At 55.7% G+C, this 26585-nt stretch carries 27 protein-coding genes; 11 read left to right on the top strand and 16 right to left on the bottom strand.

Features of this window, described 5'->3' with window-relative positions; genetic code table 11:
• Nucleotide 1: 1 nt before the first annotated feature.
• The 11 genes from emrA to L384_RS20210 form a co-directional block, all read right to left on the bottom strand.
• Nucleotides 2–1174 carry a multidrug efflux MFS transporter periplasmic adaptor subunit EmrA gene (emrA, locus tag L384_RS20160; RefSeq protein ID WP_022651722.1) on the bottom strand — a complete coding sequence of 391 codons (1173 nt, stop codon included), beginning with the start codon at nt 1172–1174 and terminating at the stop codon, nt 2–4.
• 130 nt (nt 1175–1304) lie between these two features.
• Nucleotides 1305–1835 (bottom strand): multidrug efflux transporter EmrAB transcriptional repressor EmrR, encoded by a 531-nt coding sequence (gene emrR, locus L384_RS20165; RefSeq protein ID WP_017694792.1) that lies wholly within the window; start codon nt 1833–1835, stop codon nt 1305–1307.
• A 314-nt stretch (nt 1836–2149) separates the two neighbouring features.
• Nucleotides 2150–3334: an MFS transporter gene (locus L384_RS20170; protein ID WP_023323650.1), complete on the bottom strand. Its 1185-nt coding sequence runs from the start codon at nt 3332–3334 to the stop codon at nt 2150–2152.
• Nucleotides 3335–3522: 188 nt separating this feature from the next.
• The gene (gene proX / locus L384_RS20175; RefSeq protein WP_017382774.1) at nt 3523–4518 is read right to left on the bottom strand and encodes a glycine betaine/L-proline ABC transporter substrate-binding protein ProX; all 996 of its coding nucleotides are present in this window, start codon (nt 4516–4518) and stop codon (nt 3523–3525) included.
• A 9-nt stretch (nt 4519–4527) separates the two neighbouring features.
• A complete protein-coding gene (gene proW / locus L384_RS20180; RefSeq protein ID WP_015571659.1) occupies nt 4528–5592 on the bottom strand; it encodes a glycine betaine/L-proline ABC transporter permease ProW in 1065 nt (354 codons plus the stop codon).
• Complete coding sequence (gene proV / locus L384_RS20185) at nt 5585–6787, bottom strand: glycine betaine/L-proline ABC transporter ATP-binding protein ProV (protein ID WP_022651720.1); 1203 nt, start codon at nt 6785–6787, stop codon at nt 5585–5587. Before proV ends, proW begins: the two co-directional genes overlap by 8 nt.
• A 333-nt stretch (nt 6788–7120) precedes the next feature.
• Complete coding sequence (gene nrdF / locus L384_RS20190; RefSeq protein WP_022649130.1) at nt 7121–8080, bottom strand: class 1b ribonucleoside-diphosphate reductase subunit beta; 960 nt, start codon at nt 8078–8080, stop codon at nt 7121–7123.
• 9 nt (nt 8081–8089) lie between these two features.
• Nucleotides 8090–10234: a class 1b ribonucleoside-diphosphate reductase subunit alpha gene (gene nrdE, locus L384_RS20195; protein ID WP_022651719.1), complete on the bottom strand. Its 2145-nt coding sequence runs from the start codon at nt 10232–10234 to the stop codon at nt 8090–8092.
• The gene (gene nrdI, locus L384_RS20200; protein WP_003862188.1) at nt 10207–10617 is read right to left on the bottom strand and encodes a class Ib ribonucleoside-diphosphate reductase assembly flavoprotein NrdI; all 411 of its coding nucleotides are present in this window, start codon (nt 10615–10617) and stop codon (nt 10207–10209) included. The genes nrdE and nrdI overlap by 28 nt, the downstream gene beginning before the upstream one ends.
• Nucleotides 10614–10853 carry a glutaredoxin-like protein NrdH gene (nrdH, locus tag L384_RS20205; RefSeq protein WP_017382770.1) on the bottom strand — a complete coding sequence of 80 codons (240 nt, stop codon included), beginning with the start codon at nt 10851–10853 and terminating at the stop codon, nt 10614–10616. The genes nrdI and nrdH overlap by 4 nt, the downstream gene beginning before the upstream one ends.
• Before the next feature lie 243 nt (nt 10854–11096).
• Nucleotides 11097–11423 (bottom strand): ElaB/YgaM/YqjD family protein, encoded by a 327-nt coding sequence (locus L384_RS20210; RefSeq protein WP_017382769.1) that lies wholly within the window; start codon nt 11421–11423, stop codon nt 11097–11099.
• A gap of 158 nt (nt 11424–11581) precedes the next feature.
• Here L384_RS20210 and L384_RS20215 point away from each other — a divergent pair, with 158 nt between their 5' ends.
• Nucleotides 11582–11926 (top strand): DUF2002 family protein, encoded by a 345-nt coding sequence (locus L384_RS20215; RefSeq protein ID WP_006811693.1) that lies wholly within the window; start codon nt 11582–11584, stop codon nt 11924–11926.
• A gap of 32 nt (nt 11927–11958) precedes the next feature.
• Here L384_RS20215 and alaE read toward each other — a convergent pair whose 3' ends face one another.
• Nucleotides 11959–12408, bottom strand: coding sequence for an L-alanine exporter AlaE (gene alaE / locus L384_RS20220; RefSeq protein WP_022651718.1), 450 nt, complete (start codon nt 12406–12408; stop codon nt 11959–11961).
• A gap of 496 nt (nt 12409–12904) precedes the next feature.
• On the opposite strand from alaE, the gene stpA reads away from it, so the two are divergent.
• Nucleotides 12905–13309: a DNA-binding protein StpA gene (stpA, locus tag L384_RS20225; protein WP_022651717.1), complete on the top strand. Its 405-nt coding sequence runs from the start codon at nt 12905–12907 to the stop codon at nt 13307–13309.
• A 37-nt stretch (nt 13310–13346) separates the two neighbouring features.
• On the opposite strand, the gene L384_RS20230 is transcribed toward stpA, so the two are convergent.
• Both L384_RS20230 and L384_RS20235 read right to left on the bottom strand, forming a co-directional pair.
• A complete protein-coding gene (locus L384_RS20230) occupies nt 13347–13526 on the bottom strand; it encodes a hypothetical protein (RefSeq protein ID WP_003862199.1) in 180 nt (59 codons plus the stop codon).
• A gap of 82 nt (nt 13527–13608) precedes the next feature.
• Nucleotides 13609–14127, bottom strand: coding sequence for a rhodanese family protein (locus tag L384_RS20235; protein ID WP_023314705.1), 519 nt, complete (start codon nt 14125–14127; stop codon nt 13609–13611).
• Between the two features lie 179 nt (nt 14128–14306).
• Here L384_RS20235 and L384_RS20240 point away from each other — a divergent pair, with 179 nt between their 5' ends.
• A complete protein-coding gene (locus L384_RS20240) occupies nt 14307–14465 on the top strand; it encodes a YqaE/Pmp3 family membrane protein (RefSeq protein ID WP_023314704.1) in 159 nt (52 codons plus the stop codon).
• Here L384_RS20240 and L384_RS20245 read toward each other — a convergent pair.
• Complete coding sequence (locus L384_RS20245) at nt 14462–15391, bottom strand: LysR substrate-binding domain-containing protein (protein ID WP_015571650.1); 930 nt, start codon at nt 15389–15391, stop codon at nt 14462–14464. The genes L384_RS20240 and L384_RS20245 overlap by 4 nt on opposite strands.
• 320 nt (nt 15392–15711) lie before the next feature.
• Here L384_RS20245 and L384_RS20250 point away from each other — a divergent pair, with 320 nt between their 5' ends.
• From L384_RS20250 to L384_RS20275, 6 genes are all read left to right on the top strand, one after another.
• Entirely contained in the window at nt 15712–16317 is a 606-nt protein-coding gene (locus L384_RS20250) for an ankyrin repeat domain-containing protein (RefSeq protein ID WP_023323649.1), read from the top strand.
• Nucleotides 16318–16425: 108 nt separating this feature from the next.
• The gene (gene fdrA, locus L384_RS20255) at nt 16426–17967 is read left to right on the top strand and encodes an acyl-CoA synthetase FdrA (protein WP_023323648.1); all 1542 of its coding nucleotides are present in this window, start codon (nt 16426–16428) and stop codon (nt 17965–17967) included.
• Complete coding sequence (locus L384_RS20260; protein ID WP_023323647.1) at nt 17967–19382, top strand: YlbE family protein; 1416 nt, start codon at nt 17967–17969, stop codon at nt 19380–19382. The genes fdrA and L384_RS20260 overlap by 1 nt, the downstream gene beginning before the upstream one ends.
• Nucleotides 19383–19393: 11 nt before the next feature.
• Nucleotides 19394–20974 carry a hypothetical protein gene (locus L384_RS20265; RefSeq protein ID WP_022651712.1) on the top strand — a complete coding sequence of 527 codons (1581 nt, stop codon included), beginning with the start codon at nt 19394–19396 and terminating at the stop codon, nt 20972–20974.
• Nucleotides 20971–21927, top strand: a complete 957-nt coding sequence (locus L384_RS20270) for a carbamate kinase family protein (RefSeq protein ID WP_022651711.1) — start codon at nt 20971–20973, stop codon at nt 21925–21927. The genes L384_RS20265 and L384_RS20270 overlap by 4 nt, the downstream gene beginning before the upstream one ends.
• A gap of 1 nt (nt 21928) precedes the next feature.
• Complete coding sequence (locus L384_RS20275) at nt 21929–23308, top strand: amidohydrolase family protein (RefSeq protein WP_023314699.1); 1380 nt, start codon at nt 21929–21931, stop codon at nt 23306–23308.
• 18 nt (nt 23309–23326) lie between these two features.
• On the opposite strand, the gene L384_RS20280 is transcribed toward L384_RS20275, so the two are convergent.
• Complete coding sequence (locus L384_RS20280) at nt 23327–24247, bottom strand: LysR substrate-binding domain-containing protein (RefSeq protein WP_023323646.1); 921 nt, start codon at nt 24245–24247, stop codon at nt 23327–23329.
• A 215-nt stretch (nt 24248–24462) separates the two neighbouring features.
• Between L384_RS20280 and L384_RS20285 the strand changes: the two genes are divergently transcribed.
• Nucleotides 24463–25794: an MFS transporter gene (locus L384_RS20285; RefSeq protein WP_023323645.1), complete on the top strand. Its 1332-nt coding sequence runs from the start codon at nt 24463–24465 to the stop codon at nt 25792–25794.
• A gap of 36 nt (nt 25795–25830) precedes the next feature.
• Nucleotides 25831–26580, top strand: coding sequence for an SDR family NAD(P)-dependent oxidoreductase (locus tag L384_RS20290; protein ID WP_003862216.1), 750 nt, complete (start codon nt 25831–25833; stop codon nt 26578–26580).
• Nucleotides 26581–26585: the final 5 nt, after the last annotated feature.

Genomic DNA, 26585 nt, shown 5'->3' with positions numbered 1-26585 from the left:
CTTAACCGGCGTTTGCCTTCACGATGTCATCGATCAGCTTATTGACCGGATCGAGGCTAATTTCACGGGCGTTACTTTCATAAGCTGGCGTACTGCGCACCTGGCTTGCGAGGATCTGACCGTCGCGGTTGGCGGTATCGACCGTCACCAGCGTGGAAAGGCCAATTCGCAGCGGATGGTCTGCCAGCTGCTTAGGATCCAGTTCGATACGCACAGGCAAGCGCTGTACCACTTTGATCCAGTTGCCGGTGGCGTTCTGTGCAGGCAGCAGGCTAAACGCGCTGCCGGTCCCCATGTCCAGACCGACCACTTTCCCGGTGTACTTGATGTCATCGCCGTAAATATCGCTGACCACAGTTGCGGTTTGGCCGATACGCATATGCGCCAGCTGGGTCTCTTTGAAGTTCGCATCGACCCACAGATTGTTCGCCGGAACTACCGCCATCAGCGGCGTGGTGGTGCTAATCTGCGCCCCTGGCTGTACGGAACGACGGGAAACGTAGCCGGTCATCGGGCTGACGATTTTGGTACGTTGCAGGGCAAGCCATGCGTTACGCACTTCGGTCGCCGCCTGTTTCACCGCCGGCTGGTTTTCCAGAGAAGTACCCAGCACCATCGCCTGATTAGCGTTGTACTGTTGGATCGCCACGTCCAGCTGCGCCTGTGCGCTGGCCACCGCATCGCGGGCGTGCTGCAACTCTTCACGGCCAATCAGGTTGGCGGTGCCGAGAGGAACACGACGATTGAGGTCGCTCTGCGCCTGAGCCAGCGCCGTTTTCTGCACGTCGATATTGGCCTGAAGCTGCTTGCTGTTGATCATCAGCTGGCGGGTCTGGCGAACGCTGGAGGCCAGCGCCGTCTGTGCTTTTTCAAAAGCCTGTTGGGCGTCGGTAGGATCGAGCGTGACCAGCACATCGCCTTTTTTCACAAAGTCGGTGTTATCAGCCCAGACTTTCGTCACGCTGCCTGACACCTGGGCCATGATTTGAACCTGATTCCCTGCCACGTATGCATCGTCTGTCTCTTCAACATGACGCAAGACTAAAAACCAATAGATCCCATATGCCACGGCAATAATAATAAAGAGCAAGGTCAGCAGAATAAGGGCGCTCTTACGTTTGCCCTTTTTGTTGACCGGTTGCTGCGGGGGGGTGTTCTCCGCATTTGCGCTCATTGTTGTTCTCCACGATCTTTTTATTTTCACATCGGCTGAGCCGACCTGTTGTCAGAAAGGCCAGCAGTTTCACGTGCTGGCCTGTCAGTTTTTCTTTTTAGCAATCTGGAATGTTGAGCGGATCGTCGCGTTAGCGCAGCGCCTCAAGGATGACGCCATCTTCATCCATCTGGTCCAGACGGGTGAGCAGCTTGCGAGTAATATGCTCAAGCTGGTCGCGCTCGGCGGTGCTGAGGGCAGACCAGAGCTGGTGCAGGCAGTTGTGCTGCGGTGGCAGCACTTCGCGCAAGAATTCGTGACCTTTCTCGGTCAGTTGCAGATGCAGGCAGCGGCGATCGTTATCGCTTTCACGGCGTTCAATCCAGCCGCGCTTTTCCAGTTCATCCGCGATACGGGTTGCATTGGTACGGGATGACCCCAGCGCACAGCTCAGTTCCGATGGCTGAATGCTGTGATTTTCCTGAGACTCCAGCGTAATCAACGCCATAAACAACGTCTCGTTAATCCCTTGCGCTTTCAGCATCTTGTTACGATTTTCCAGCAGCTTACCCTGCATGTGCATGCACAGGCGGGTCAGCAGAATTTCCTGATACGGGAAGTCCTCATGACGACTGGCGCGGAACTTAAGCATTTGTTCAATGGGCGTAAACGAACTATCCATTTTGGGCATAACCTCATTAATTACAGCCGATATAGTAACGACAGTGACAAATAATGTAAATGAATTATTTGTGCGGTTATATCCGCCAAACGTATGTCACCATCAGAAAGCGCCGGGTAAATCCGTGACCCGGTGAGCACAGAGAGTGTGGGGTGTGTACCCGCGAAAGAGGGGATGTGAGGACAGGGGTCTGAACTATTCATGCCGGTAGTAAATATGTCACCCACAGTAAAATTTCTGGGATAAATGATTGCTGTTACCTTAACAGATGCAGGCCCCCTTTACACCCCAGGGGACCCAAAGCAATGTAAAACTTAGTGAATTGCTTCCTGACGGTGATAGCCGCGCCACCATACCAGCAGATTTATCGCCGCGACGATGGCGCCGATGGCGCACACTCCCGTCCAGCCCGCATACTGCCAGGCGGAGGCTGAGATGAGCGAGCCCGCCGCGCCGCCGATAAAGTAGCTGGTCATGTACCCGGCCGTCAGACGGTTACGGGCGTCCGGCTTCACGCGGTAAATCACGGTCTGGTTGGTGATGTGTACGCCCTGCACGGTGAGGTCTAGCACCAGAATACCGACAATCAGCGCCAGCACGGAGACGTGTCCGTACCAGATGGCCGCCCAGGAGAGGAGGAGTAAAACCAGCCCTGCGGAGGTGGTCATATGAGATTTACCTTTATCGGCCAGCCCACCCGCCGGGCGCGCGCCCAGTGCGCCAGCCGCGCCTGCCAGCCCGAACAGGCCAATCACGCCTTCTGAGTAGTTAAACGGTGGCGCGGCGAGCAGAAACGCCATCGACGTCCATAAGATGCTGAAGTTGGCGAAGGTGAGACACCCCAGAATGGCGCGCGTGCGCAGGAGTTTATCCCGGGTGAAAAGGCTGAAAACGGAGGCGAGGAGCTGCGGATAGTTCAGGTGATTTTCCTGCTTCACCTTTGGCAGGCCGCGCCACAGGGCCAGCGCCATGATAAGCATCAGCACGCTCGCCACCCAGTAAACGGTGCGCCAGCCGCCGAGGCTCGCCAGCAGCCCGGCAACGGTTCGCGCCAGCAGGATGCCCAGCAGCAGGCCGCTCATGATAGTACCGACCACTTTGCCGCGTTTTTCCGGGGAAGCCAGCGTCGCGGCGAGGGGAACCAGAATTTGCGCCACCACCGAGAACAGCCCCGTCAGCGCGGTGCCGATAATCATCATCGTTAACGACTGGCTGCTGGCGGTGATCAACATTCCGCCCGCCGCCAGCAGCGTCATGGAGACGATAAGCATCCGGCGCTCAAACATATCGCCTAATGGCACCAGGAACAGCAGCCCGGCCGCATAGCCGAGCTGTGCTGCGGTGACAATAAAGCCGGCGGAGCTGGCTGAAAGATCGAAGGCGCGTGCGATGGTGTCGAGCAGTGGTTGTGCGTAATAGTTGCTGGCGACGGCCAGACCCGTTGCCACGGACATTAAAAGGATGAGTGCGGGGCTAAGCCCTTGAGTTGTTTTTGTCATTAGTTTCAGGAATCGTGAGTTAAGTGATTATTTTTCCGGAAACATAATAACCAATGATGGTGAATGTTGGGGAATTGTTATGTGTGTGTTTGTGCGGTTAAGCCCCTCACCCTAACCCTCTCCTGAAGGGAGAGGGAACGCTAACACCCCCTCCCTTCGGGAGAGTGCTGGGGTGAGGGGAAAGTACTTTACTTCTGCGCCTCAAGCGCCTCTTTCACCCAGCCATCGAACTGCTGCTGGTGGGCTTTGATCCAGCCATCCACGTGGCCTTTGATATCTGCTTCGGATGATTTACCCGCGTGCATCATCGCGTTCTGGGCGTTAATGTCAGCCAGCGGCAGTTTCATCACCGAGAACAGCTTCGCCGCCGCAGGGTTTTTCTCGGCCCAGGCTTTGTTCGCCACGATATGCATGGTATTCACCGGGAAGCCATAGTTCATGCCATTTGGCAGTTTGGTGTCGATATCTTTCTGCTCGCCCGGCAGGGAAGAGAAGGGCACCTGCAACCACACCACGTCTTTGCCCGGCTTCAGCACGTCGCTCACCCAGTACGGCGTCCAGGTGTAGTAGATCACTGGCTTGCCTTCTTTAAAGCGGGCGATGGTGTCGGCCATCATCGCAGAGTAATTGCCGTGGCTCACGTCGACGGTCTTCGCCAGATCGAAGGCTTTGTTCTGGTGGTTAATCACCGCTTCACAGCCCCAGCCCGGCGAGCAGCCCATCATGTCGGCTTTACCGTCACCGTTGGTATCAAACAGTTTGGCGATCTTCGGATCTTTCAGCTGTTCAATATTGGTGATGTGATACTTATCGGCGGTTTTCTTGTCGATCAAATATCCCTGCGCAGCGCCGGTCACAAAGGTGCCTTCACGGTAGAATTTCTTGTCACCGCCTGCGGCGGCATACATATCGTCGTGCAGCGGCTGCCAGTTCACGGCGGTAAAGGTGGCATCGCCGGAGGCAATGGAGGTATAGCCCACGTTGTAATCCACTTCGCTGGCGGTATTCACCGTATAGCCCAGTTTCTCCAGCGCACGGCTGACAATCTGGGTCTGGAAGGACTCTTCCGAAATGGTGCTCTGCACCGGCTGCACGGTAATGCCTTTGCCCGGCAGGTCAGCGGCAACTGCGCTGGTGGAGACAAGGGTCGCAAACGCTGTGGCAAAAAGTACGTTATGTCGCATCGTTGTTCCTTATTTTGTGAATGGGCGGGTGAGTAACCCGACAGGGCCGGTGGTGTACCAGCGACGGTTGCCGCGACTGCGTGAATCACGACCGACAGCCTGGGTCAGGCGGTCAAGAATGATGGCGAGGATCACAATCCCGACGCCGCCGACGGTCGCCAGCCCCATATCGAGACGGCCAATGCCGCGCAGTACCATCTGACCTAACCCGCCAACGGCAATCATTGAGGCGATCACCACCATCGACAGCGCCAGCATCAGCGTCTGGTTAACACCTGCCATAATGGTCGGCATCGCCAGCGGAAGCTGAACCTTAAACAGCATCTGACGCGGGCTGGCGCCGAACGAGCGCGATGCCTCTATCAGATCCGCAGGCACCTGGTTAATGCCCAGAATGGTCAGACGAATAATTGGCGGAAGGGCGAAGATAATGGTCACGACCACCCCCGGTACGTTACCGATGCCGAACAGCATCACGATAGGCACCAGGTAAACGAACGCTGGCGTGGTCTGCATCGCATCCAGCAGCGGGCGGATAATTTTCGCGGCCCGGGGGCTGCGCGCCAGCCAGATCCCCATCGGCAGGCCGATCACCACGCAGAACAGCAGGGCGGTCAGCACCAGCGCCAGGGTGATCATCGCCTGAGACCACGCGCCAATCGCGCCGATGGCAATCAGGGAGATCAGCGTGGCGATCCCCATACCCGCGCTGCCGAACTGCCATGCGATCAGCGAGAACAGGATAATCGCCACCGGCGCGGGCATGCCCAGCATCAGCTGCTGGAAGCCGTTCAGGATGTAATCCACCGGGATGCGGATCCCCTGGAACACCGGACGGAAGTGGGTAACGACCCAGTCGATCCCCTCCGTTACCCAGCTATCCAGCGGGATCAGCGTCTTGTGGAACGGATCCATAATATTGAAATGCTCTGGGGCAGGCGCTGGTGCGCTGTTGAGCCAGTCTGCCGCGCCGCCGCCATCGGCAGGCGCAGGCGTCGAACCCCACGCATCGGCAGATTGCGCCGCGCTGTCCGCTGCTTCAGTGGTGCCCCATGGGTTTGATTGATCAGCCATTGTTTGTCCCCTCGCGATCTAAAGCCTGTAGCAGCATCCGTTTTGAGATGATGCCAACGTACTGTTGTTCTTCACCGACAACCGGCACGGCGCACGGCGCCTGACCCACGTGAGAGAGCAACTCGCTGAGCGGCGTTTCGGCGTCCACGGCAAGCGGAGCGTCAATCAACGCCGCATCGATTCCCTGGTTTTCGCTCAGGGCGGTTTTCAGGGAGTCGATGGAGACAACGCCGACAAATTTATTGCCGCGTTCAACCAGATAACCGTATTCACGGTCTTCGTCCTGCAACAGCTTCAGCGCGGAGCGCGGACCAAAACCTGGCGTTTTACGAATAATGCCGTTTGGTGTTCGACGGGCAATATCTTTCGCACTGAATACGTGGCTAATATCCACGCCGCGGAAGAAGGTGCGCACATAATCATTCGCCGGATTATTGAGAATTTCATCCGGTGTGCCGACCTGCACCACTTCACCATTTTGCATAATGGCGATACGGTCACCAATACGCATGGCTTCATCCAAATCGTGAGAAATAAAAACAATGGTGCGCTGATGTTTGGCCTGTAATTTTACCAGCTCATCCTGCATCTCGGTGCGAATTAAGGGATCGAGCGCCGAGAAGGCTTCGTCCATTAATAAAATATCCGGATTAATCGCTAATGCGCGCGCTAATCCCACACGCTGACGCATACCGCCGGAGAGTTCATCCGGATACGCATGAGCATAATTTTCCAGCCCGACCTGACGCAGTGCATCAAGGGCTTTTTCCTGACGTTCCTGAGCGGGGATACCGGCTAACTCCATGCCAAAGGCGGTATTATCGAGTACCGTCATGTGCGGCATCAGTGCAAATGACTGAAACACCATCGCAATTTTCTTTCTGCGCACCTCGCGGAGTTCCGCGTCTGATATTCTGGCGATATCAACGCCGTCAATCAGCACCTGTCCGCGGGTGGGTTCAATCAGGCGATTGAGAAGGCGAACCATAGTGGATTTACCCGAGCCGGATAATCCCATGATGACAAAAATCTCGCCTTCTTCAATGGCCAGACTGGCGTCTTTAACGCCAAGCGATAGCCCGGTTTTTTCCAGAATTTGCTCTTTAGAAAGGCCTTTCTCAATATATTTGAAAGCACGCTGCGGGTGCTCGCCAAATACTTTATAAAGATTTTTCACTTCTAATTTAATTGCCATGCAATAGAGAGTGTCCTGTTATTTGTTTATGTCGATATGATTACCATGGTAAATAGTTAACTGGCATTACCCTAACATACTCAGAATCTGAGACAACCCTGGGCCGGCCGGAGGCCGGAATTTTGCCGCAAGCGAAACGGCTGAATTTCCCATGAATAAAGGGCTGAGGGCGGTTTGAATTTTTCTCAATTTTTTGCTGCTGCATGGGGAAATTTCGCCTGAATCGGTGTGTTTCAGGCGAATATGACGGGGAAATTACAGTGTAGTACCTGGTGGAATATTTGGCTGGAAATAATGAAATGCAGAGTTAATTAATGAACGTTAATTCATTCATTAAAAATCCCAGTCCTCGTCTTGCGTCTCCACCGCTTTACCCATCACGTACGACGAGCCGGACCCGGAAAAGAAGTCGTGGTTTTCATCGGCGTTGGGCGACAGCGCCGCGAGGATCGCCGGGTTCACTTCCGCCATTTCCGGTGGGAATAACGCTTCGTAGCCCAGGTTCATCAGCGCCTTGTTGGCGTTGTAGCAGAGGAAGGCTTTTACGTCCTCTTCCCAGCCCGTTCCGGCGTACAGCTCCTCGGTATAACTCAGCTCGTTGTCATACAGATCCATCAGTAAATCGAGGGCAAAACCTTTGAGTTCCTCGCGTTTTTCCGGGGTGACTTTCTCCAGTCCTTTCTGGTACTTATAGCCGATGTAATACCCGTGTACCGCTTCATCGCGGATGATGAGGCGAATCAAATCGGCGGTGTTGGTGAGCTTGCCCCGGCTCGACCAGTACATAGGCAGCCAGAAGCCGGAATAGAAGAGGAAAGATTCCAGGAATACGCTGGCGATCTTCTTCTTCAGCGGCTCGTCGGCCCGGTAATATTCCAGCACCAGATCTGCCTTGCGCTGCAATGACGCGCTCTCTTCACTCCAGGCGTAGGCGGCGTCCACGTCCCTGGTCTGGCACAGAGTGGAGAAAATCGAGCTGTAAGAGCGGGCATGCACCGCCTCCATAAAGCTGATATTCGACATTACCGCCTCCTCGTGCGGGGTCAGCGCATCACTCATCAGCGCGGGCGCACCCACGGTATTCTGAATGGTGTCCAGCAGCGTCAGGCCGGTGAAGACGCGGATTGTCAGCTGCTGCTCGGCATGGCTCAGAGTTTGCCAGGCCGGAATATCGTTGGAGAGCGGCACCTTTTCCGGCAGCCAGAAGTTGCTGGTCAGGCGGTTCCATACCTCCAGGTCTTTATCATCCTGAATTTTGTTCCAGTTAACGGCGCTTACGCGTGACAGTTTCATCCATTCTCCTTACAGCGCGCAGGACACGCAGCCTTCAATTTCGGTGCCTTCCAGCGCGAGCTGGCGCAGGCGAATGTAGTACAGCGTTTTGATGCCTTTCTTCCAGGCGTAGATCTGCGCTTTGTTGATATCCCGCGTGGTGGCGGTGTCCGGGAAGAAGAGCGTCAGCGACAGCCCCTGATCCACATGTTTAGTCGCCTCGGCGTAGGTATCAATGATCTTTTCCGGGCCAATTTCATAGGCGTCCTGGTACAGAGCCAGATTCTCATTGGTCATAAACGGGGCAGGGTAGTAGACGCGCCCGGTTTTGCCTTCCTTACGGATTTCAATCTTCGACACGATGGGGTGGATGCTCGACGTGGCGTGATTGATATAGGAAATGGAGCCGGTTGGCGGCACCGCCTGAAGGTTCTGGTTATAAATGCCGTAGCGCATCACCTCTTCACGCAGCTGTTGCCACATCTCACGCGTCGGCAGGGTGATGCCAGCGCGGGCAAACAGCGCGCGTACTTTTTCGGTTTTCGGCTGCCAGTCGCCTTCCAGATACTGGCTGAAATACTCTCCGCTGGCGTAGCGGGACTGCTCAAAGCCTGCGAACCGCTGGTGGCGTTCGCGCGCCAGCATCATCGAGGTATGCACCGCATGCCAGGTGACGGTGTAGAAATAAAGGTTGGTGAAATCCAGCCCTTCGGGGCTGCCGTAGGCGATGCCCTCCCGCGCCAGATAGCCGTGCAGGTTCATCTGCCCAAGGCCGATGGCATGCGACGCGGCGTTGCCCGCTTCAATAGACGGTACGCTGCGGATGTGGCTCATGTCTGATACCGCCGTCAGTCCGCGAATGGCGGTCTCTACCGTGCGGCCAAAATCGGGAGAGTCCATGGTGTGGGCAATATTCAGCGACCCTAGGTTACAGGAGATATCCTTGCCCACGTCCGCGTAGTCGAGGTTCTCGTCGTAGCTGGACGCGCTGTTGACCTGCAAAATCTCCGAGCACAGATTGCTCATGTTGATGCGCCCGCCAATCGGGTTGGCGCGGTTCACCGTATCCTCGTACATGATGTACGGATAACCGGATTCAAACTGAATTTCAGCCAGCGTCTGGAAGAAATCCCGGGCGTTGATGGTTTTTTTACGAATGCGATCGTCGGCCACCAGCTCGTCGTACAGCTCGCTTATCGCCACGTCGCCAAAGGCTTTGCCGTAAATCCGCTCAACATCATACGGTGAGAAGAGCGCCATGTCGGCATTCTCTTTAGCCAGCTTAAACGTGATATCCGGGATCACCACGCCGAGCGACAGGGTTTTAATGCGGATCTTTTCATCGGCGTTTTCACGTTTGGTATCCAGAAAACGCAGAATGTCCGGGTGGTGCGCGTGCAGATAAACCGCACCCGCGCCCTGACGCGCGCCAAGCTGGTTGGCGTACGAAAAGGCATCTTCCAGCATCTTCATCACCGGGATGACGCCGGAGGACTGATTTTCGATGCGCTTAATCGGCGCGCCCGCTTCCCGCAGGTTCGAAAGCAGAAATGCCACACCGCCGCCGCGTTTCGAAAGCTGTAGCGCCGAATTTACCGCACGGCCAATCGACTCCATATTGTCTTCAATACGCAGCAGGAAGCAGGAGACCAGCTCGCCGCGCTGGGCTTTCCCGCAGTTAAGGAACGTTGGCGTGGCGGGCTGGAAGCGGCCGGAGAGGATCTCCTCGGTGAGACTTTCGGCCAGCACTTCATCGCCCTGCGCCAGCGTCAGCGCCACCATCACCACCCGATCTTCAAAGCTTTCTAAATAGCGTTTGCCGTCAAAGGTTTTCAGGGTGTAGCTGGTGTAATACTTCCACGCGCCGAGAAACGTCTGGAAGCGAAAACCGCTGGCGTGCGCCCGTTCAAACAATGCCACCACGAAGGCGCGGTCGTAGCGGGTCAGGACACGCTCTTCGTAATAACCCTCTTTTACCAGCCAGTCGAGACGTTCCTGCTGGCTGCCAAAAACGATGCTGTTCGGGCGCACATGAGCGGCAAAAAAGGCGTCCACCGCCTCACGATCTTTATCAAACTGAATGCGCCCCTCCCGGTCATAGAGGTTTAGCATGGCGTTTAATGCGTGGTAATCCGGCGTTGCCTGAATCACGCGCTCTGCGGTTGTCGTTGCCAAAATTCGTTCACTCCTTTACGCACGTTCTCTACGTCCTGCTGTGTCCCCATCAGTTCAAAACGATAGAGATACGGCACGCCGCATTTTTGAGAGATGACATCCCCGGCGCGGGCAAAGGCCTCGCCGAAGTTGCGATTGCCTGCGGCGATCACGCCGCGAATAAGCTGTCGGTTATGGGGATCGTTCAGAAAGCGGATCACCTGACGAGGCACAGCCCCTGCGGTGCCGCCACCGCCATAGCTGGGCACCACCAGAATGTAGGGTTCGTCTACCTGAATACGCTCCCGCTCGTTCAGCGGAATGCGTATCGCGGGCAGCCCGAGACGCTCCATAAACCGAAGCGTGTTTTCCGAGCTGCTGGAAAAGTAGACCAGCGTGCTCATGCACTGACGCCCTGAGCGGCAAGGCGGTTGATCATGTCCGGACGGAAGCCAGACCAGCTGGTGTCGCCGGCAACCACAACCGGAAGCTGACGGAAACCCTGCGCCCGCAGGGTGTCTGCCGCATCGGGCACCTGATCAATATTGACCATCTCAAATGCCACGCCGCGGCTCTCCATCGCCCGTTTCGTGGCGTGGCACTGAACACAATCGTTACGAGTGTAAATAATAATGCTCATGATTCGCATTTCCATTTAGAATGAGAGGACGGCGCGAGTAAACGCGTCATATTGTGTGTGTCTTACTAAAGGGAATACTAGATGTAGTTTATATAAGTTTCAACCACACAAGATATGGGAAATTCAGATTAATAAGGCCCCGATGATGAGCCTGGCGGGGCAGGGCGGGCTGTACGGTTTTTTCAGGTTGTCAGACAAAGAAAAGCCCCGGCGCCTGAGGCTACCGGGGCTAAGAACGCGCGCTTACTTACGCAGACTAAGCAGGGCGCCGACAAAAATCCCGACCGCCGCGACCGTTCCCAGCGTACAAAGCGGTTTTTCACGTACGAAGGTGGTGGCGCAGCTGGCCATGTCGCAGGCCGCCTGAGTGGTACGTGAGCGGCCGTTCATCCTTGCCCGCGTTTCACGCAGCAGAGACTGAGCCTTACGTTTCGCGGCATCTGCTTCGTCCTTCGCGTCAGAGCCCCAGGATTTCAATACGGCTTCCAGCGTGTCCGCTAATTGGCTGACATCGTTACGAATATCCTGTGTGTCGTCATTAATATCGTTTCGGTTCGGTCTGTTAAACATACGATCCTCCATAATTTGTGTTCCCGTTTAGTTTAGTCCAGAAATGTAATATCTGAAGCGAGTCACGGCTTATCGGGCAGTTTATGGAATATTCTGAAAGCCCTGCTAATGCTGAATACTGTAAGGTTGCCGGGCAGGAATGATAATGAGGAAAAGATATGTATTTACGACCCGATGAGGTGGCGCGCGTTCTTGAAAAAGAAGGGTTCACCATGGATGAGGTAACATCAAAAGCGTACGGATATCGCCGTGGTGAGAATTATGTTTACGTCAACCGTGAAGCAAGAATGGGGCGTACTGCTCTCATTATTCACCCGACACTCAAAGACAGAAGCCTGTCATTTGCTGAGCCCGCCTCGGATATTAAAACCTGCGATCATTATCAGCAATTTCCGCTCTATTTAGGCGGCGAGACGCATGAACATTATGGTATTCCGCACGGTTTCAGCTCGCGTATGGCGCTGGAGCGATTCCTGAAAGGGCTGTTTGGCGACGTACAATAACTCTGCGACTGGCATGAGCCAGTCGCCTTACCTTACGCTTTTGCCTGGCTATAAGGGCTGACTTTGAACAGGCGGCGGCAGTAGTCAAGAAAGTAACCGTACACCGCACCCATCAGCATGGATACCACGATATTTGAACTTACCGCAGCGGCGATTTGATGCCAGTCTGCGCCCACCGTCAGCAAAATAAACACATACACCGGGGACTGGAACGTCACGTAAGCCAGCACGTCCGCCAGGTTTTTTACCCAACCCGCCGGGCTAATACGCCGGGCTAAACGCATCACTGCATCGCGGTACAGGCCGTACGGCCAGGCGATCATGATATTCACCGGAATGGCCACCAGGCGCGACGAGAGAGATTGCTCAAAGGACATTCCCGACAGGAAAATTTCAATCAGCATATTCACGACGGAACAGTAAACGACCATCGCGAACGTATCCGCTACCGCATGGCGCAGGCGAGACTGCGGTGAGAACATGTCTGAACTCCTCGAACAGGACAAAAAAGTGGCGTTTTACCTGCGGCCTTTAGTGCTTTAGGTTGGTTTGTTTTGAGTGTATAGCGTATCTCTCTGGCTTTTAACTAACAAGTAGTGATTAATTTTTATTTACTGGCGCTTTAGCCATAAAATTCTCTAAAATTGTGCGTTTTTTGCGCGCTTCGTTATTTTCTCTCCTCGCGCCTATTTTAGTGAAATATATCAATGAATTAGATTATCTATGCGCGTGTGAAACCTTTGTTGTGTGGGATTTTGGAGGCGGTTTTTTGAACGGTTTAAAACAGGGTTTTTTGGCCTGGGGAAGGGCGGTATATTACGCTTTAAAACAGACATATATTTCAGGGTTATATTAACGGGATATTCTAAAACATTTACAATAATGTCAAAACGTCACGGTGGGTAGATATCAGAACCAAAATCAATTATTCTGTTGCCTGATTTATGTTATACACAAGAAGAAAGGTTTTTCATTATTATGGCTTTAACGTTACAGAATCTTAATAATATTCGTACCCTCCGGGCGCTGGCACGTGAATTATCCATGGATGTTCTGGAAGAAGTGCTGGAAAAATTCCGGATTGTCACTGAAGAAAAACGCAGCGAGCAGGCTGAATTAGAGCGTCAACGCGCTGAACAGCAGGATAAAATTAATGCTCTGCTGGAACTGATGAAAGCTGACGGTATTTCTCCGAGCGATCTGTTAGGCAGTGACCTGGCGCAGGCGGGTCAGCCGACGAAAAAACGTAAAGCGCGTGCGGCGAAATATCGTTTTATTGACGCGAACGGTGAAGAAAAAACCTGGACCGGTCAGGGACGTACGCCAAAGCCAATTGCGACCGCACTGGCAAACGGTAAATCGCTGGACGATTTCCTGATCTGATGATTATTCGGGCGGTGTATTCCGCCCGATTATTGACTTAGCAGACGCCAAAGTCACCTTCTTCGGAGTACAGAACTACGTCCGCCGCTTTCAGGTGATATTTCTCGCCCTGCTCATCGCTGGCCTGCACGGCCACAATGTTTTCACCATTCACTTCGAGCACTTTCAGTTTCGGACCGCCCTGACGCGGTTGGACATAATCACCGACAGAAAACATAGCACCTCCTAATCATTGTCATGATCTTCACCATAGCCCACGTCCGGGACGGGGTACAGCCTAATCTTTCAGATACTCCTTATCAGGTACGTCGGTTCCACGGCATCACTTTCAGAAGTCGCGCCATACCGCAAAAACCTGTCACTCCGGCGAACAGCAGCCCGGCGCCCACAAAACCGCTCAGCAGGAAAAAACCGCTGGAGACGCTGTAACCCAACACCACGCCGCAGAGGATCAGCAGCCCGGCAGCGATCTGCACCTGACGCATCAGCGGAAGCGGCTGCGATCGATCTTCAACGGTCAGCAGCCCGGCCTGTTTCCAGCCCTGAATGCCTCCCTCAACCACACAGGCGTTCGCAGGGGATGCTGCCTGCGCCAGACGAGCAGCATTGTTTGAGGTTCGTGCGCCGGACTGACAGTGGAAAATCACCGTTTCTCCCGGCGCCGCGTTAAGCCCGCCGGGTAACGAATCCAGCGGAATGGAGTGCGCCACCGGAATATGCTCGCGGGCATACTCGTCGGGGTCGCGAATATCGATAAGTTTGGCGCCTTCAGCAATAAGCGCGTTTGCCTGCTGCGGCGAAATAAGAGGAAGAGACATTATGTTTCCTTACGGTCAATTTCAGAACAGTAGAGCATTTAAGGCCGGGTTTAAGCCAGTGTAAAGAGGGTAAAGGCAGGTAAAAGCGCGAGAGATGAATGGCAGTTACCCTTAAACTGGCTACGCTTAGAGAAGTGTCTTTTATAATTTTCAATTGGTTAGCTTGCACGGAGTTATTTATGGGTTTTTGGCGCGTTCTTTTTACGATTATTCTCCCGCCGCTGGGCGTGCTGCTTGGCAAGGGGCTGGGCTGGGCGTTTATTCTGAATATCCTTCTGACCATCCTGGGCTACTTCCCCGGTCTTATCCACGCATTTTGGGTTCAGACGAAGAGCTAGGTACGCCACAGTAAGTCACTGTAGATCCGGGTCAGCACGCCTTCGGGGCCAAATTGCTGTTTTATCCAGCGCGTGACCTGACCGGTCGCCGCATGCTGCGTGGCGAGCAGCATGCGCGAATCCTGGCGCGGATTATTGATTCGCCGCGTTACCAGCAGCCCATCCTCCACCGCCTCACGCGTCATGTATTCCGGTAAAAATCCAATACCTTCCCCCAGGATCTGACACTGGCATTTCGTGTTGAAGTCCGGCACCAGAATCGCCTCCTGACCGTGAAGCAGCCAGCCCACCTTCTTATTGATGGTATGCGCGGTATCCTCGACCATGATATTGGGATACAGACGCAGCTGACTTTCGGAGATGGGCTCCGGGGCGAACGCCAGCGGATGCGTGGGCGCGATGGCAAATACCCAGCGGATCGCGCCTATCTCGGTATAATCAATGCCGCCGCCGTCCAGCAGCGTATCCGGCGCGCCAATGGCGATATTGGCCTGATTATTAATGATGGAATCCCAGACGCCGTTATACACCTCGGTCGTCACCGTGATCTGGCAGGTGGGAAACTGTTTTTTCAGCACCTGGAGCAAACGCGCGGTATGGCGTGGCGTATACAAAAGCTGATTTATGCAGATGCGCACTCGCGTCTCAATGCCCTGAGAAATGGTATCAATCCCGCGCTTGATGGCATGAAAGTCATTCAGCAGGTCGGTCGCTTTACGATAAAAATAAAAACCGGATTCGGTCAGCTCAATGCTGCGCGTGTTGCGTACAAACAGCACCACGTCCAGGCCGGTCTCCATGCGTTTGATGGTGTAACTGATTGCCGAGGTGGTTACGCCCAGCTCGGCAGCCGCTTTGCTAAAACTGCCAAAACGTGCCGCGGTGGTGAAGGCCAGCAAATTCTCTTCGGTAAAGATGGAATTCATATTATGGCTCCTGGTGACCATCAGTTTTGAACATATTTTAACACTGGCGTTACATCATAGTTGATGTTGGTCACAGTTCTGTATTTTTACGTAGGGCCGCGCTGTGTAAGGCTTTTTCAGCCATAAGGATAATGCAGCCTGAAGCGTGTAAAAGCGGTAAAACATAAGAAAAAGGTTGCACAGACGCACGTTTCTGCCGGACCGTTGAATTTAACTCAACAATGAATTGCGTGTCGATGAATCATTTTTAAGCGGATTCTTTTATGACCAGGCTGTTGCTATTCTCAGGTCATCAGAAGTGAAACATAGGGAGTCTGAATATGTCTGCAACTGCACTGGTTACAGAATTTCTGCTGGCGGCAGAAGAGGGCAATATCGACGCGCTAAAAGCCTGCCTGGAAAAAGGCGTGGATATTAACGTAACCAACCGCCAGAAAAGAACCGCCATTATTATTGCCAGCCTGAAAAAGCATTACGCCTGTGTGGAATTTTTAATTGCCGCCGGGGCGGATATTGATAAACAGGACCAGACCTGTTTTAACCCCTTCCTGATCAGCTGCCTGACCAATGATTTAACCCTGCTGCGCATTCTCCTTCCGGCGGATCCGGATCTCGACCGTCTGACGCGCTTTGGTGGCGTGGGCATTACCCCTGCCAGTGAAAAAGGGCACGTTGAAATCGTGCGTGAGCTGCTGGAAAAAACCGACATCAATGTCAACCACACCAATTTTGTCGGCTGGACGCCGCTGCTGGAGGCCATCGTATTAAACGACGGCGGCGCAAAGCAGCAGGAAATTGTGAAGCTGCTGCTGGATCACGGCGCGAACCCGCACATGACCGATAAATACGGCAAAACCCCGCTCGAACTGGCACGGGAAAAAGGCTTCAACGCGATCGCAGACCTGCTGCTGGCGGCAGGCGCGTAGCGCATTCGGTCAGCCTTCCCCTGGCTGGCCGTTACTGAAAAAACGCATTGTTACCGACGTGCATTTAGCACGACGGCGACCCCCTTTTATCTTAAACAGGTGAAAATAATGCCAACCAAAATCGTCATAAAAAAGAATACGTATTTCGATTCGGTTTCCTTAATGTCGGTTTCCACCAAAGCCAATAAATTGCCGGGCGTCGAGCAGGCGTTTGTGGCGATGGCGACGGAAATGAACAAAGGCGTATTAAAAAACCTCGGGCTATTAACGCCGGAATTAGCGGACGCGAAAAATGGCGACCTGATGATCGTGATTAAAGGCGACGCGGCAAATGATGAAACCCTGGCCGCCATTGAAGCGCTGTTCACGCGTAAAGAGCGCACGGGCTCCCATGAAGCACGCTACGCGTCGATTGCCAGCGCCAAAACCCATCGTCCGGACAGCAACCTGGCGGTGATTTCCGTCAACGGCACCTTCGCCGCCCGGGAAGCGCGTCAGGCGCTGGAAAACGATCTTAACGTGATGCTGTTCTCCGATAACGTATCGCTCGACGACGAGCTGGCGCTGAAGCAGCTGGCGCATGAAAAGGGTCTGCTGATGATGGGGCCAGACTGCGGCACCGCCATTATCAACGGCGCGGGGCTGTGCTTCGCCAACGCGGTGCGTCGCGGGACGATTGGCATCGTTGGCGCCTCCGGTACCGGCAGCCAGGAGCTGAGCGTGCGCATTCATGAGTTCGGCAGCGGCGTGTCGCAGTTGATCGGCACCGGCGGACGCGATCTTAGCGAGAAGATCGGCGGCCTGATGATGCTCGACGCCATCGACATGCTGGAGGCGGACGACGCTACTCGGGTGATAGCGCTCATCTCCAAACCGCCAGCACCCGCGGTGGCTGAGAAGGTGCTGGCCCGGGCACGCGCCTGCCGCAAGCCTGTAGTTGTGTGCTTCCTGGGCCGCAACGAACCGCCTGCCGATGAAGACGGTTTGCAGTTTGCTCGTGGCACCAAAGAGGCGGCCCTGAAAGCGGTGCTGCTTACCGGCATTAAAAAAGACGACCTGGATTTACATCCGCTCAACTGGCCGCTGATCGAAGAGGTACGCACCCGCCTGACGTCGCAGCAGAAGTACATTCGCGGCCTGTTCTGCGGCGGCACCCTGTGCGACGAAGCGATGTTTGCCGCGCTGGAGAAGTTTGACGATGTTTACAGCAACATCCAGCCGGACCCGGCCAGGCGTCTGAAAGATATCAGCGTTAGCCAGGCCCACACCTTCCTTGATTTCGGTGACGATGATTTCACCAACGGCAAGCCACACCCAATGATCGACCCGACCAACCGCATCAGCCGCCTGCTACAGGAGGCGCGCGATCCGCAGGTGGGCGTCATCGTGATGGACTTCGTGCTGGGCTTTGGCGCGCACGACGATCCGGTGGGGGTGATGATCGAGGCGATCAAAAAGGCACAGGCGATCGCGAACGCCGACAACCGTCCGTTGGAAATTCTCGGCTACGTGCTCGGCACCGATCAGGATCCGCAGTCGCTGGCGCAGCAGTGCCAGCTGCTGACCGACGCAGGCGTCATCTGGGCCAGCAGCAGCACCAACACCGGATTACTGGCACGCGAATTTGTCTGCAAAGGGGAGAAAGCATAATGACCACTTTATTCAACCAGCCGCTAAACGTCATTAACGTCGGCATTGCGATGTTCAGCGACGACCTCAAAAAGCAGCACGTTCCCGTGACCCAGCTCGACTGGACGCCGCCGGGGCAGGGCAATATGCAGGTTGTTGAAGCGCTCGACCAGCTGGCGGAAAAACCGCTGGCGGAGAAAATTGCCGCCGCAAACAAAATTGCCCTGGAGCGGATTATTCAGTCCCATCCGGTGCTGGTGGGCTATGACCAGGCCATCAACGTGGTGCCGGGCATGACCCGCACGACCATTCTGCACGCCGGTCCGCCAGTTACCTGGGAAAACATGTGCGGTGCGATGAAAGGTGCGGTTACCGGCGCGCTGGTGTTTGAAGGGCTGGCGACGGATCTGGAGGACGCCGCAAGGCTGGCGGCGTCAGGTGACATCACCTTCTCGCCGTGCCACGAGCACGACTGTGTGGGCTCTATGGCGGGCGTCACCTCCGCGTCGATGTTTATGCACATCGTTGAGAACAAAACTTACGGCAACCGCGCCTTCACCAACCTCAGCGAGCAGATGGCGAAGATCCTGCGTATGGGGGCTAATGACCAGAGCGTGATCGAGCGCCTGAACTGGATGCGCGACGTGCTCGGCCCGATGCTGCGCGACGCGATGAAGATTATCGGCGAAATCGACCTGCGCCTGATGCTGGCCCAGGCGCTGCACATGGGCGACGAGTGCCACAACCGCAACAACGCGGGCACCACGCTGCTTATTCAGGCGCTGACGCCGGGGCTGATCCAGGCGGGCTATCCGGTGGCGCAGCAGCGTGAAGTGTTCGAGTTTGTCGCCAGCAGCGACTACTTCTCCGGTCCGACGTGGATGGCGATGTGTAAGGCCGCGCTGGATGCCGCCCACGGCATTGAGTACAGCACCGTCGTCACCACCATGGCGCGCAACGGCTACGAGTTCGGCCTGCGCGTTTCCGGCCTGCCGGGGCAGTGGTTTACCGGCCCGGCGCAGCAGGTGATCGGCCCGATGTTCGCGGGCTATAAGCCGGAAGACTCCGGGCTGGATATCGGCGACAGCGCGATTACCGAAACCTACGGCATCGGCGGCTTTGCGATGGCGACGGCCCCGGCCATCGTTGCGCTGGTGGGCGGCACGGTGGAGGAAGCCATCGATTTTTCTCGCCAGATGCGCGAAATCACCCTCGGCGAAAACCCGAACGTCACCATTCCGCTGCTCTCCTTTATGGGGATCCCGACCGCCATCGACATCACGAAGGTTGCGGGCAGCGGCATTCTGCCGGTCATTAATACCGCCATTGCCCACAAGGACGCCGGGATCGGCATGATTGGGGCGGGCATCGTTCACCCGCCGTTTAGCTGTTTTGAAAAGGCGCTGTTGACCTTCCGCGATCGCTACGTTCTATAAGGTATGCATCCATGAAAAACATGAAACTGGAGTGGAAAAGAGGTGACTGGGCAGCTTATTTCGGGTTGATGACCAACAACCTGACCAATTTGCTGACCATGATGGGGTTGCTCATTTTTGTCGTCGGCATCCCGAAGGAGATTGTTTATGGACGCATCGCGCCAGCCTTCGGGCTGGCGGTGCTGGTGGCGAGTCTTTGCTATACGTGGTTTGGCCTGCAAATGGCGCGCGCTACCGGACGAACGGACGTCACCGCGTTGCCGTCCGGCCCGAGCGCGCCGTCGATTTTTACCGTGACCTTCCTGGTCTTAATGCCGGTTTACCAGCAAACTGGCGATGCGGATTTCGCGATTCAGATTGGCCTGGTGTGGTGCTTTGTGGAAGCGATGATCCTCGCGGGCGGTTCCTTCCTGGGGGAAACCATCCGCAAGATGATCCCGCGCACCGTGCTGCTGTCGTGCCTGTCCGGTCTTGGCTTGCTGCTGCTGGCGATGAACCCGATGTTGCAGGCGTTCGAAGCGCCGACCGTGTCGTTTATCGTCCTGCTGCTGATCTTCATTAACTGGTTCGGTAAAAAGCCGATTTTCGCCCGTATCCCGACCGGCCTGCTGCTGTTAATTGCCGGTACTCTACTTGCGTGGATCTCCGGCCTGCAAAGCCCGGATGCCATTAAAGCGTCCATGTCATCCTTCGGCTTTAACCCGCCGGAAGTGCACGTGGACAGCTTTATGCAGGGGCTGCCGCACGCGCTGCCTTATCTGGCGTCCGCCGTACCGCTGGGGCTGGCAAACTACATCTTTGACCTGGAGAACATCGAAAGCGCCCACGCGGCGGGGGATGAATACCCGACCCGCAAGGTAATGCTGGCGAACGGTCTGGCCTCGATGCTCGGCTGCCTGATGGGCAATCCGTTCCCGGTCACGGTCTACGTCGGCCATCCTGGCTGGAAAGCGATGGGCGCCAGCATCGGCTACACCCTGGCGTCCGGCGTGACCATGTTCATCGTGCCGCTGTTCGGGCTGGGGGCCTTTATGCTCGCCATCATACCGATGACCGCCATCGTGCCGATTCTGGTGTTTATCGGCGTCGTCACCGCCAACCAGGTGGTGAGGGAAACCCCGAAAGTGGAGGTGCCCGTCATCTTCATCTGCCTGTTCCCGTGGATCGCCAACTGGGCGCTGACCATGATGAACAGCGTGATGAGCGCCGCGGGGACCAGCGCGGCGAAAATCGGCACCGACGTGCTGCACAGCAAGGGGATCTACTACGAAGGCTTGATGCATCTCGGCAACGGCGCGCCGCTCGCCAGCATGCTCTGGGGCTGTATCGCCATCTTCGCCATTATCAACAAACCGCTGCGCGGGGCCGTCGCCGCCGCAGGAGGCGCGCTGCTGGCGCTGTTTGGCGTGATCCACGCCCCGGTGGTGGGCTTTGCCGAGGGCAGTTCCCTGATGTTTGTCACGGCCTACCTGATGATGGGCGGGATGTTTGTGGTGAAGCATGTGCTGGATACCTCTGTTAATCCCCCTCTCCCTGTGGGAGAGGGCCGGGGTGAGGGCACCAGAACGCACCTTCTAAAGGAAACAAAATGAAAGAGCTTATGGTCGTCGCCATCGGCGGCAACAGCATTATCAAAGACAACGCCAGCCAGTCGATTGAGCATCAGGCGCAGGCGGTCAAAGCGGTGGCTGAGTCGGTGCTCGAAATGCTGGCCTCGGACTATGACATCGTGCTCACCCATGGCAATGGCCCGCAGGTGGGGCTGGATCTGCGCCGCGCCGAAATCGCTCACGAGCGGGAAGGGCTGCCGCTGACCCCGCTGGCAAACTGCGTGGCGGATACCCAGGGCGGCATCGGCTACCTGATCCAGCAGGCGCTCAACAACCGCCTGGCGGCGCGTGGCGAGCAAAAGGCGGTCACGGTCGTCACCCAAGTGGAGGTGGATAAAAACGATCCCGGCTTTACGCACCCGACAAAACCGATCGGCGCGTTCTTCAGCGAGGCGCAGCGCGACGAGCTACAGCTCGCGCACCCGGACTGGCATTTTGTCGAGGATTCAGGCCGGGGCTATCGCCGCGTGGTGGCCTCGCCCCAGCCGCGGCGCATCGTCGAGGCGGATGCGATTAAGGCGCTAACGCAGAAAGGTTTTGTGGTCATCGGCGCGGGCGGTGGAGGCATTCCCGTGGTGCGCAGTGAACAGGGCGATTACCAGAGCGTGGATGCGGTTATCGATAAAGATCTCTCCACCGCGCTGCTGGCGCGCGAGATCCGCGCCGACGTGCTGGTGATCACCACCGGCGTGGAGAAAGTGTGCGTGAACTTCGGCAAGCCGAACCAGCAGGCGCTGGATACCGTCAACGTGGCGCAGATGACGCGCTACATGGATGAAGGCCACTTCCCGGCAGGTAGCATGTTGCCAAAAATCGTCGCTTCGCTGGAATTTTTACGCCATGGCGGCAGGCGCGTAATCATCACCTCGCCGGACTGCCTGCCCGCAGCGCTGCGCGGTGAAACGGGTACCCATATTATTAATGAAGGAAGATAAGATGAGTGAGAATAAAAGCCGCCGCGAGTTTATCAGCCAGAGCGGCAAAATGGTTACTGCCTGCGCGCTGTTTGGCGCCACGGGTTCCGTCGCGTATGCTGCCGATTCTGTAAAGGCAACCTGCGAGACGGGTAAACCGATGAACATCACCGCAAAACATTACTATCTCGACAACGTGCTGCTGGAAGCCGGGTTTAACTACGACGGCAGCGTGGCGACAAGCACCCGCACCGAGCTGAAAACGCTGGAGATCAAAGACGGGAAAATCGTCGCCCTGCGCGATAACGGCAGCCACGCCGACGCGACCCTGCCGCACTACGACGCGGGTAAAAAGCTGATGCTTCCGGCGATGCGCGACATGCACATTCACCTGGATAAAACCTTCTACGGCGGCCCGTGGCGCTCCCTGAACCGTCCGGCGGGCACCACCATTCAGGACATGATCCGCCTGGAGCAGAAGCTGCTGCCGGAGTTACAGCCCTACACGCAAGAACGCGCCGAAAAGCTGATCGACCTGATCCAGTCCAAAGGGTCCACCATCGCCCGCAGCCACTGCAACATAGAGCCGGTTTCCGGCCTGAAAAACCTGGAAAATTTGCAGGCGGTACTGGCGCGCCGGGGCGCAGGCTTTGACTGCGAAATCGTTGCCTTCCCGCAGCACGGCCTGCTGCTGTCGAATTCTGAAAAGCTGATGCGCGAGGCGATGCAGGCGGGGGCGCATTATGTGGGCGGGCTGGACCCAACCAGCGTCGACGGCGCGATGGAGAAATCGCTAGATACCATGTTCCAGATTGCGCTGGATTACGACAAAGGGGTGGATATTCACCTGCATGAAACCAGCCCGGCGGGCGTGGCGGCGGTGAACTACATGGTAGAAACCGTGGAGAAAACGCCGGCGCTGAAGGGGAAGCTGACCATCAGCCACGCCTTCGCGCTGGCCACGCTTAACGAACAGCAGGTGGATGAGATCGCCACCCGCATGGCGGCACAGCAGGTAACCATCGCCTCGACCGTGCCGATTGGCACCCTGCACATGCCGCTGAAGCAGTTACGTGATAAAGGCGTGTTTGTCATGACCGGTACCGACAGCGTGATCGACCACTGGTCGCCGTACGGTCTGGGGGACATGCTGGAGAAAGCCAACCTCTACGCCCAGCTCTATATTCGCCCGAACGAGCAGACGCTTTCGCGGGCGCTGGGCATCGCCACCGGCGACGTGCTGCCGCTGAACGACAAAGGTGAGCGCGTGTGGCCTAAAGCGCAGGACGACGCCAGCTTTGTGCTGGTTGACGCCTCCTGTTCCGCCGAGGCGGTGGCGCGCATTTCTCCGCGCACCGCGACGTTCCACAAGGGGAATCTGGTCTGGGGCACGGTCGCCTGACGCCACGTTGGGGTATCGCTACAGGTGATACCCCGACAATCGCAACTCACGGTCAATCCACTCGACGAACTGCTGGATCTTCCACGCGCGTTCGTTCATGTGCGGCATCACCAGATGGTGCGCGTTGATGGCGATACCCATTTCATCAGGCAGCACCTGCACCAGCGAGCCATCCTTCAGGTGATCGGTAGCCATCATTTTGCTCTCCAGAATAAACCCAAGCCCCATGCGCGCCGCTTCAAAGCTCATGTAGGAGCGGTCGAAGCTGAGGCTGAAATTAAGCCAGGGCCTGTCGATATTGTGCCAGGCGAACCATTTCTCCCAGTTCACGAGAGTGCTGGTGGACGAGATAAGCGACTGTTGCAGCAGATCGGCGGGCGTGCTGATGGGATGCTCTTCTGCATAGTCCGGCGAGGCCAATACCACCAGCGTGTCGTTTTTAATGGTCATCACCCGGTAGGCGTCCCAGTCCGGAATACCGTGACGGATATCAATGTCGATATTATCTCTGGCGAACTGTAGGTTCTCATAGGAGCAGGTGAGATTGATGGTGATATCAGGATATTCGGCGCGGAATCTGCCCAGACGGCGCAACAGCCAGGACAGCCCGAAGGTGGGGGAAGAGTGCACGCGAAGCACAGCATTGTCTTTTTCTTTCACGATTTGATCGGTGGCGCGCCCGATGGCGCTCATCGCCGCCGAGACCTCCCGCAGATATTTTTCTCCCGTCGGGGTGAGTTGAACCCCTTTGCCGCTGCGGATAAATAATTTCTTGCCCAGCCACGATTCCAGCGACGCGATCTGGTGGCTTACCGCCGAAGGCGTGACGTTGAGCTGTTCCGCCGCCTGATGGATGCTCAGGGCGTTAGCAACGGCGATAAACGCCTGCAAATTTCTGAGCGAGGGCAGCGATAACGTCTGGCGATCCTGCGCGGACATGGCCTACTCCTTACACGATAATTGATAAAAAACATAACATTGAGACTGCGAGCGGGCAATTTTATCCCGATGTTATTTTTTTGAGCTGTATCGCGAATCAAATTTATCTCAGCAATAAATGAGCTTTATTGAATGGCGTTTCATGGGTGAGCCGATATATTGACGTTGAACGCAATAATAAAACGACTCACGGTGTTCGAATAATGAGGTAAGTTATGTCTCGTATAGAACAAGCTGTCCCCTACATAAAGACTAAAAAAACCAATTACCGTTTCGTTGTGCTGGCATTAATTTTTATTGTTTATGCCATTAACTATGCTGACCGAACAAATATTGGTGCAGTACTGCCGTTTATCATTGACGAATTTCATATCAATAATTTCGAAGCCGGTGCCATCGCCAGCATGTTTTTTTTGGGATACGCCCTGAGCCAAATTCCTGCGGGCTTTTTTATTGCCAAAAAGGGAATTCGCGGCATGGTGGCACTGTCGATATTCGGCTTCTCTGCCTTTACCTGGCTGATGGGCACCGCAACCTCGGTTCTGGGCCTGAAGTGTATCCGCCTGGGGCTGGGGTTAACAGAGGGGCCGTGCCCGGTCGGGCTGGCCTCCACCATCAATAACTGGTTTCCGCCAAAGGAGAAGGCCACGGCCACGGGCGTCTACATCGCCGCCACCATGTTCGCGCCCATCCTCGTGCCGCCGCTGGCAGTGTGGATCGCCATGACCTGGGGCTGGCGCTGGGTCTTCTTCTCCTTTGCGATCCCAGGATTGGTCATTGCCGTCCTGTGGTATCTGCTGGTACGCACCAGGCCGTCCGAGAGCGCATTCGTCTCGAAAGCGGAGCTGGAGACCATTACCGCCGGTCAGGAGACCCCGGACGCCAGACGGGAAAATATCGTGATTTCACCAGGCTTTGCACGCCTCGATCGGCTGATCCGCGTGCGGGAATTAGCCCCGGTAAGCACGGTGAAAGGGCTGTTTACCTCGAAGAATATTCTCGGCGACTGCCTGGCCTATTTTATGATGGTCAGCGTGCTGTACGGACTGTTGACGTGGATCCCGCTCTATCTGGTGAAAGAGAAAGGCTTTACGTTTATGAGCATGGGGCTGGTCGCCAGCATGCCGTGCATCGGTGGATTTATCGGTGCGATTTTTGGCGGCTACGTCTCCGACAAACTGCTCGGCCGCCGACGTAAACCGACCATGATGTTTACCGCCATCAGCACCGTTTTAATGATGGTTATTATGCTGAATATTCCGCAAAGCACCGTCGCGGTTTGCGTCGGGTTATTTTTTGTCGGCCTCTGTCTGAATATCGGCTGGCCCGCTTTTACGGCTTATGGAATGGCTGTTGCGGACAGTAAAACCTATCCGATTGCCGCGTCCATTATCAATAGCGGCGGTAATCTCGGCGGATTTGTTTCCCCGATGCTGGCAGGTTATCTGCTGGATAAAACAGGTAGTTTTAATTCCGTGTTTATTTATTTCGGTATTTGCGCAGCCATTGGCTTAATAATGATTATGCTGCTGGAAGAACCGAAATAAAACATTAAATCTCTCTTGTCCTAATGGAGTAAATGTATGCTACTGAAAAATAAAGTCGCCGTTATTACCGGCGCGGCTTCCGTACGCGGTTTGGGTTTCGCTACGGCGAAATTATATGCTGAACAGGGTGCGAAAGTGGTGATTATCGATTTAAACGCTGAAGCCAGCCGGGCTGCCGCCGCGAGCCTTGGCGACGAACATCTGGGCCTTGCGGCGAACGTCAGCAATGAATTACAGGTTAATGCCGCCATTGAGCAGGTGCTGGGGAAATACGGGCGCATCGATATTCTGGTGAATAACGCCGGCATAACTCAGCCGATCAAGCTGATGGATATCAAACGCGAAAATTACGATGCGGTGCTTGACGTCAGCCTGCGCGGCACGCTGCTAATGTCCCAGGCGGTTATTCCCACTATGCGCGCGCAAAAGTCGGGCAGCATCGTCTGCATTTCATCGGTATCGGCCCAGCGCGGCGGCGGCATCTTTGGCGGCCCACACTACAGCGCTGCAAAAGCGGGTGTGCTGGGGCTGGCAAAAGCCATGGCGCGTGAGCTGGGGCCCGACAATGTGCGCGTAAACTGCATCACGCCGGGTCTTATCCAGACGGACATTACCGCAGGCAAGCTGAGCGATGAGATGAAAACGTCCATTCTGGCGGGCATTCCGCTTAACCGCCTCGGAGACGCGCAGGATATTGCCCGCGCCGCGCTGTTCCTCGGCAGCGACCTCTCTTCTTACTCCACCGGTATCACGCTCGACGTGAACGGCGGGATGCTGATCCATTAAGGAGA

It is taken from the genome of Enterobacter sp. MGH 38, from assembly GCF_000492855.1.
Classification (GTDB): domain Bacteria; phylum Pseudomonadota; class Gammaproteobacteria; order Enterobacterales; family Enterobacteriaceae; genus Enterobacter; species Enterobacter hormaechei_C.
This window is presented reverse-complemented; position numbering and strand designations above follow the sequence as displayed.

Bases quoted from the DNA above. Each gene is read 5' to 3' on its own strand.
- emrA (WP_022651722.1), bottom strand. From the start codon at position 1,174: ATGAGCGCAAATGCGGAGAACACCCCCCCGCAGCAACCGGTCAACAAA.
- emrR (WP_017694792.1), bottom strand. From the start codon at position 1,835: ATGGATAGTTCGTTTACGCCCATTGAACAAATGCTTAAGTTCCGCGCC.
- L384_RS20170 (WP_023323650.1), bottom strand. From the start codon at position 3,334: ATGACAAAAACAACTCAAGGGCTTAGCCCCGCACTCATCCTTTTAATG.
- proX (WP_017382774.1), bottom strand. From the start codon at position 4,518: ATGCGACATAACGTACTTTTTGCCACAGCGTTTGCGACCCTTGTCTCC.
- proW (WP_015571659.1), bottom strand. From the start codon at position 5,592: ATGGCTGATCAATCAAACCCATGGGGCACCACTGAAGCAGCGGACAGC.
- proV (WP_022651720.1), bottom strand. From the start codon at position 6,787: ATGGCAATTAAATTAGAAGTGAAAAATCTTTATAAAGTATTTGGCGAG.
- nrdF (WP_022649130.1), bottom strand. From the start codon at position 8,080: ATGAAACTGTCACGCGTAAGCGCCGTTAACTGGAACAAAATTCAGGAT.
- nrdI (WP_003862188.1), bottom strand. From the start codon at position 10,617: ATGAGCACGCTGGTCTACTTTTCCAGCAGCTCGGAAAACACGCTTCGG.
- nrdH (WP_017382770.1), bottom strand. From the start codon at position 10,853: ATGAGCATTATTATTTACACTCGTAACGATTGTGTTCAGTGCCACGCC.
- L384_RS20210 (WP_017382769.1), bottom strand. From the start codon at position 11,423: ATGTTTAACAGACCGAACCGAAACGATATTAATGACGACACACAGGAT.
- L384_RS20215 (WP_006811693.1), top strand. From the start codon at position 11,582: ATGTATTTACGACCCGATGAGGTGGCGCGCGTTCTTGAAAAAGAAGGG.
- alaE (WP_022651718.1), bottom strand. From the start codon at position 12,408: ATGTTCTCACCGCAGTCTCGCCTGCGCCATGCGGTAGCGGATACGTTC.
- stpA (WP_022651717.1), top strand. From the start codon at position 12,905: ATGGCTTTAACGTTACAGAATCTTAATAATATTCGTACCCTCCGGGCG.
- L384_RS20230 (WP_003862199.1), bottom strand. From the start codon at position 13,526: ATGTTTTCTGTCGGTGATTATGTCCAACCGCGTCAGGGCGGTCCGAAA.
- L384_RS20235 (WP_023314705.1), bottom strand. From the start codon at position 14,127: ATGTCTCTTCCTCTTATTTCGCCGCAGCAGGCAAACGCGCTTATTGCT.
- L384_RS20240 (WP_023314704.1), top strand. From the start codon at position 14,307: ATGGGTTTTTGGCGCGTTCTTTTTACGATTATTCTCCCGCCGCTGGGC.
- L384_RS20245 (WP_015571650.1), bottom strand. From the start codon at position 15,391: ATGAATTCCATCTTTACCGAAGAGAATTTGCTGGCCTTCACCACCGCG.
- L384_RS20250 (WP_023323649.1), top strand. From the start codon at position 15,712: ATGTCTGCAACTGCACTGGTTACAGAATTTCTGCTGGCGGCAGAAGAG.
- fdrA (WP_023323648.1), top strand. From the start codon at position 16,426: ATGCCAACCAAAATCGTCATAAAAAAGAATACGTATTTCGATTCGGTT.
- L384_RS20260 (WP_023323647.1), top strand. From the start codon at position 17,967: ATGACCACTTTATTCAACCAGCCGCTAAACGTCATTAACGTCGGCATT.
- L384_RS20265 (WP_022651712.1), top strand. From the start codon at position 19,394: ATGAAAAACATGAAACTGGAGTGGAAAAGAGGTGACTGGGCAGCTTAT.
- L384_RS20270 (WP_022651711.1), top strand. From the start codon at position 20,971: ATGAAAGAGCTTATGGTCGTCGCCATCGGCGGCAACAGCATTATCAAA.
- L384_RS20275 (WP_023314699.1), top strand. From the start codon at position 21,929: ATGAGTGAGAATAAAAGCCGCCGCGAGTTTATCAGCCAGAGCGGCAAA.
- L384_RS20280 (WP_023323646.1), bottom strand. From the start codon at position 24,247: ATGTCCGCGCAGGATCGCCAGACGTTATCGCTGCCCTCGCTCAGAAAT.
- L384_RS20285 (WP_023323645.1), top strand. From the start codon at position 24,463: ATGTCTCGTATAGAACAAGCTGTCCCCTACATAAAGACTAAAAAAACC.
- L384_RS20290 (WP_003862216.1), top strand. From the start codon at position 25,831: ATGCTACTGAAAAATAAAGTCGCCGTTATTACCGGCGCGGCTTCCGTA.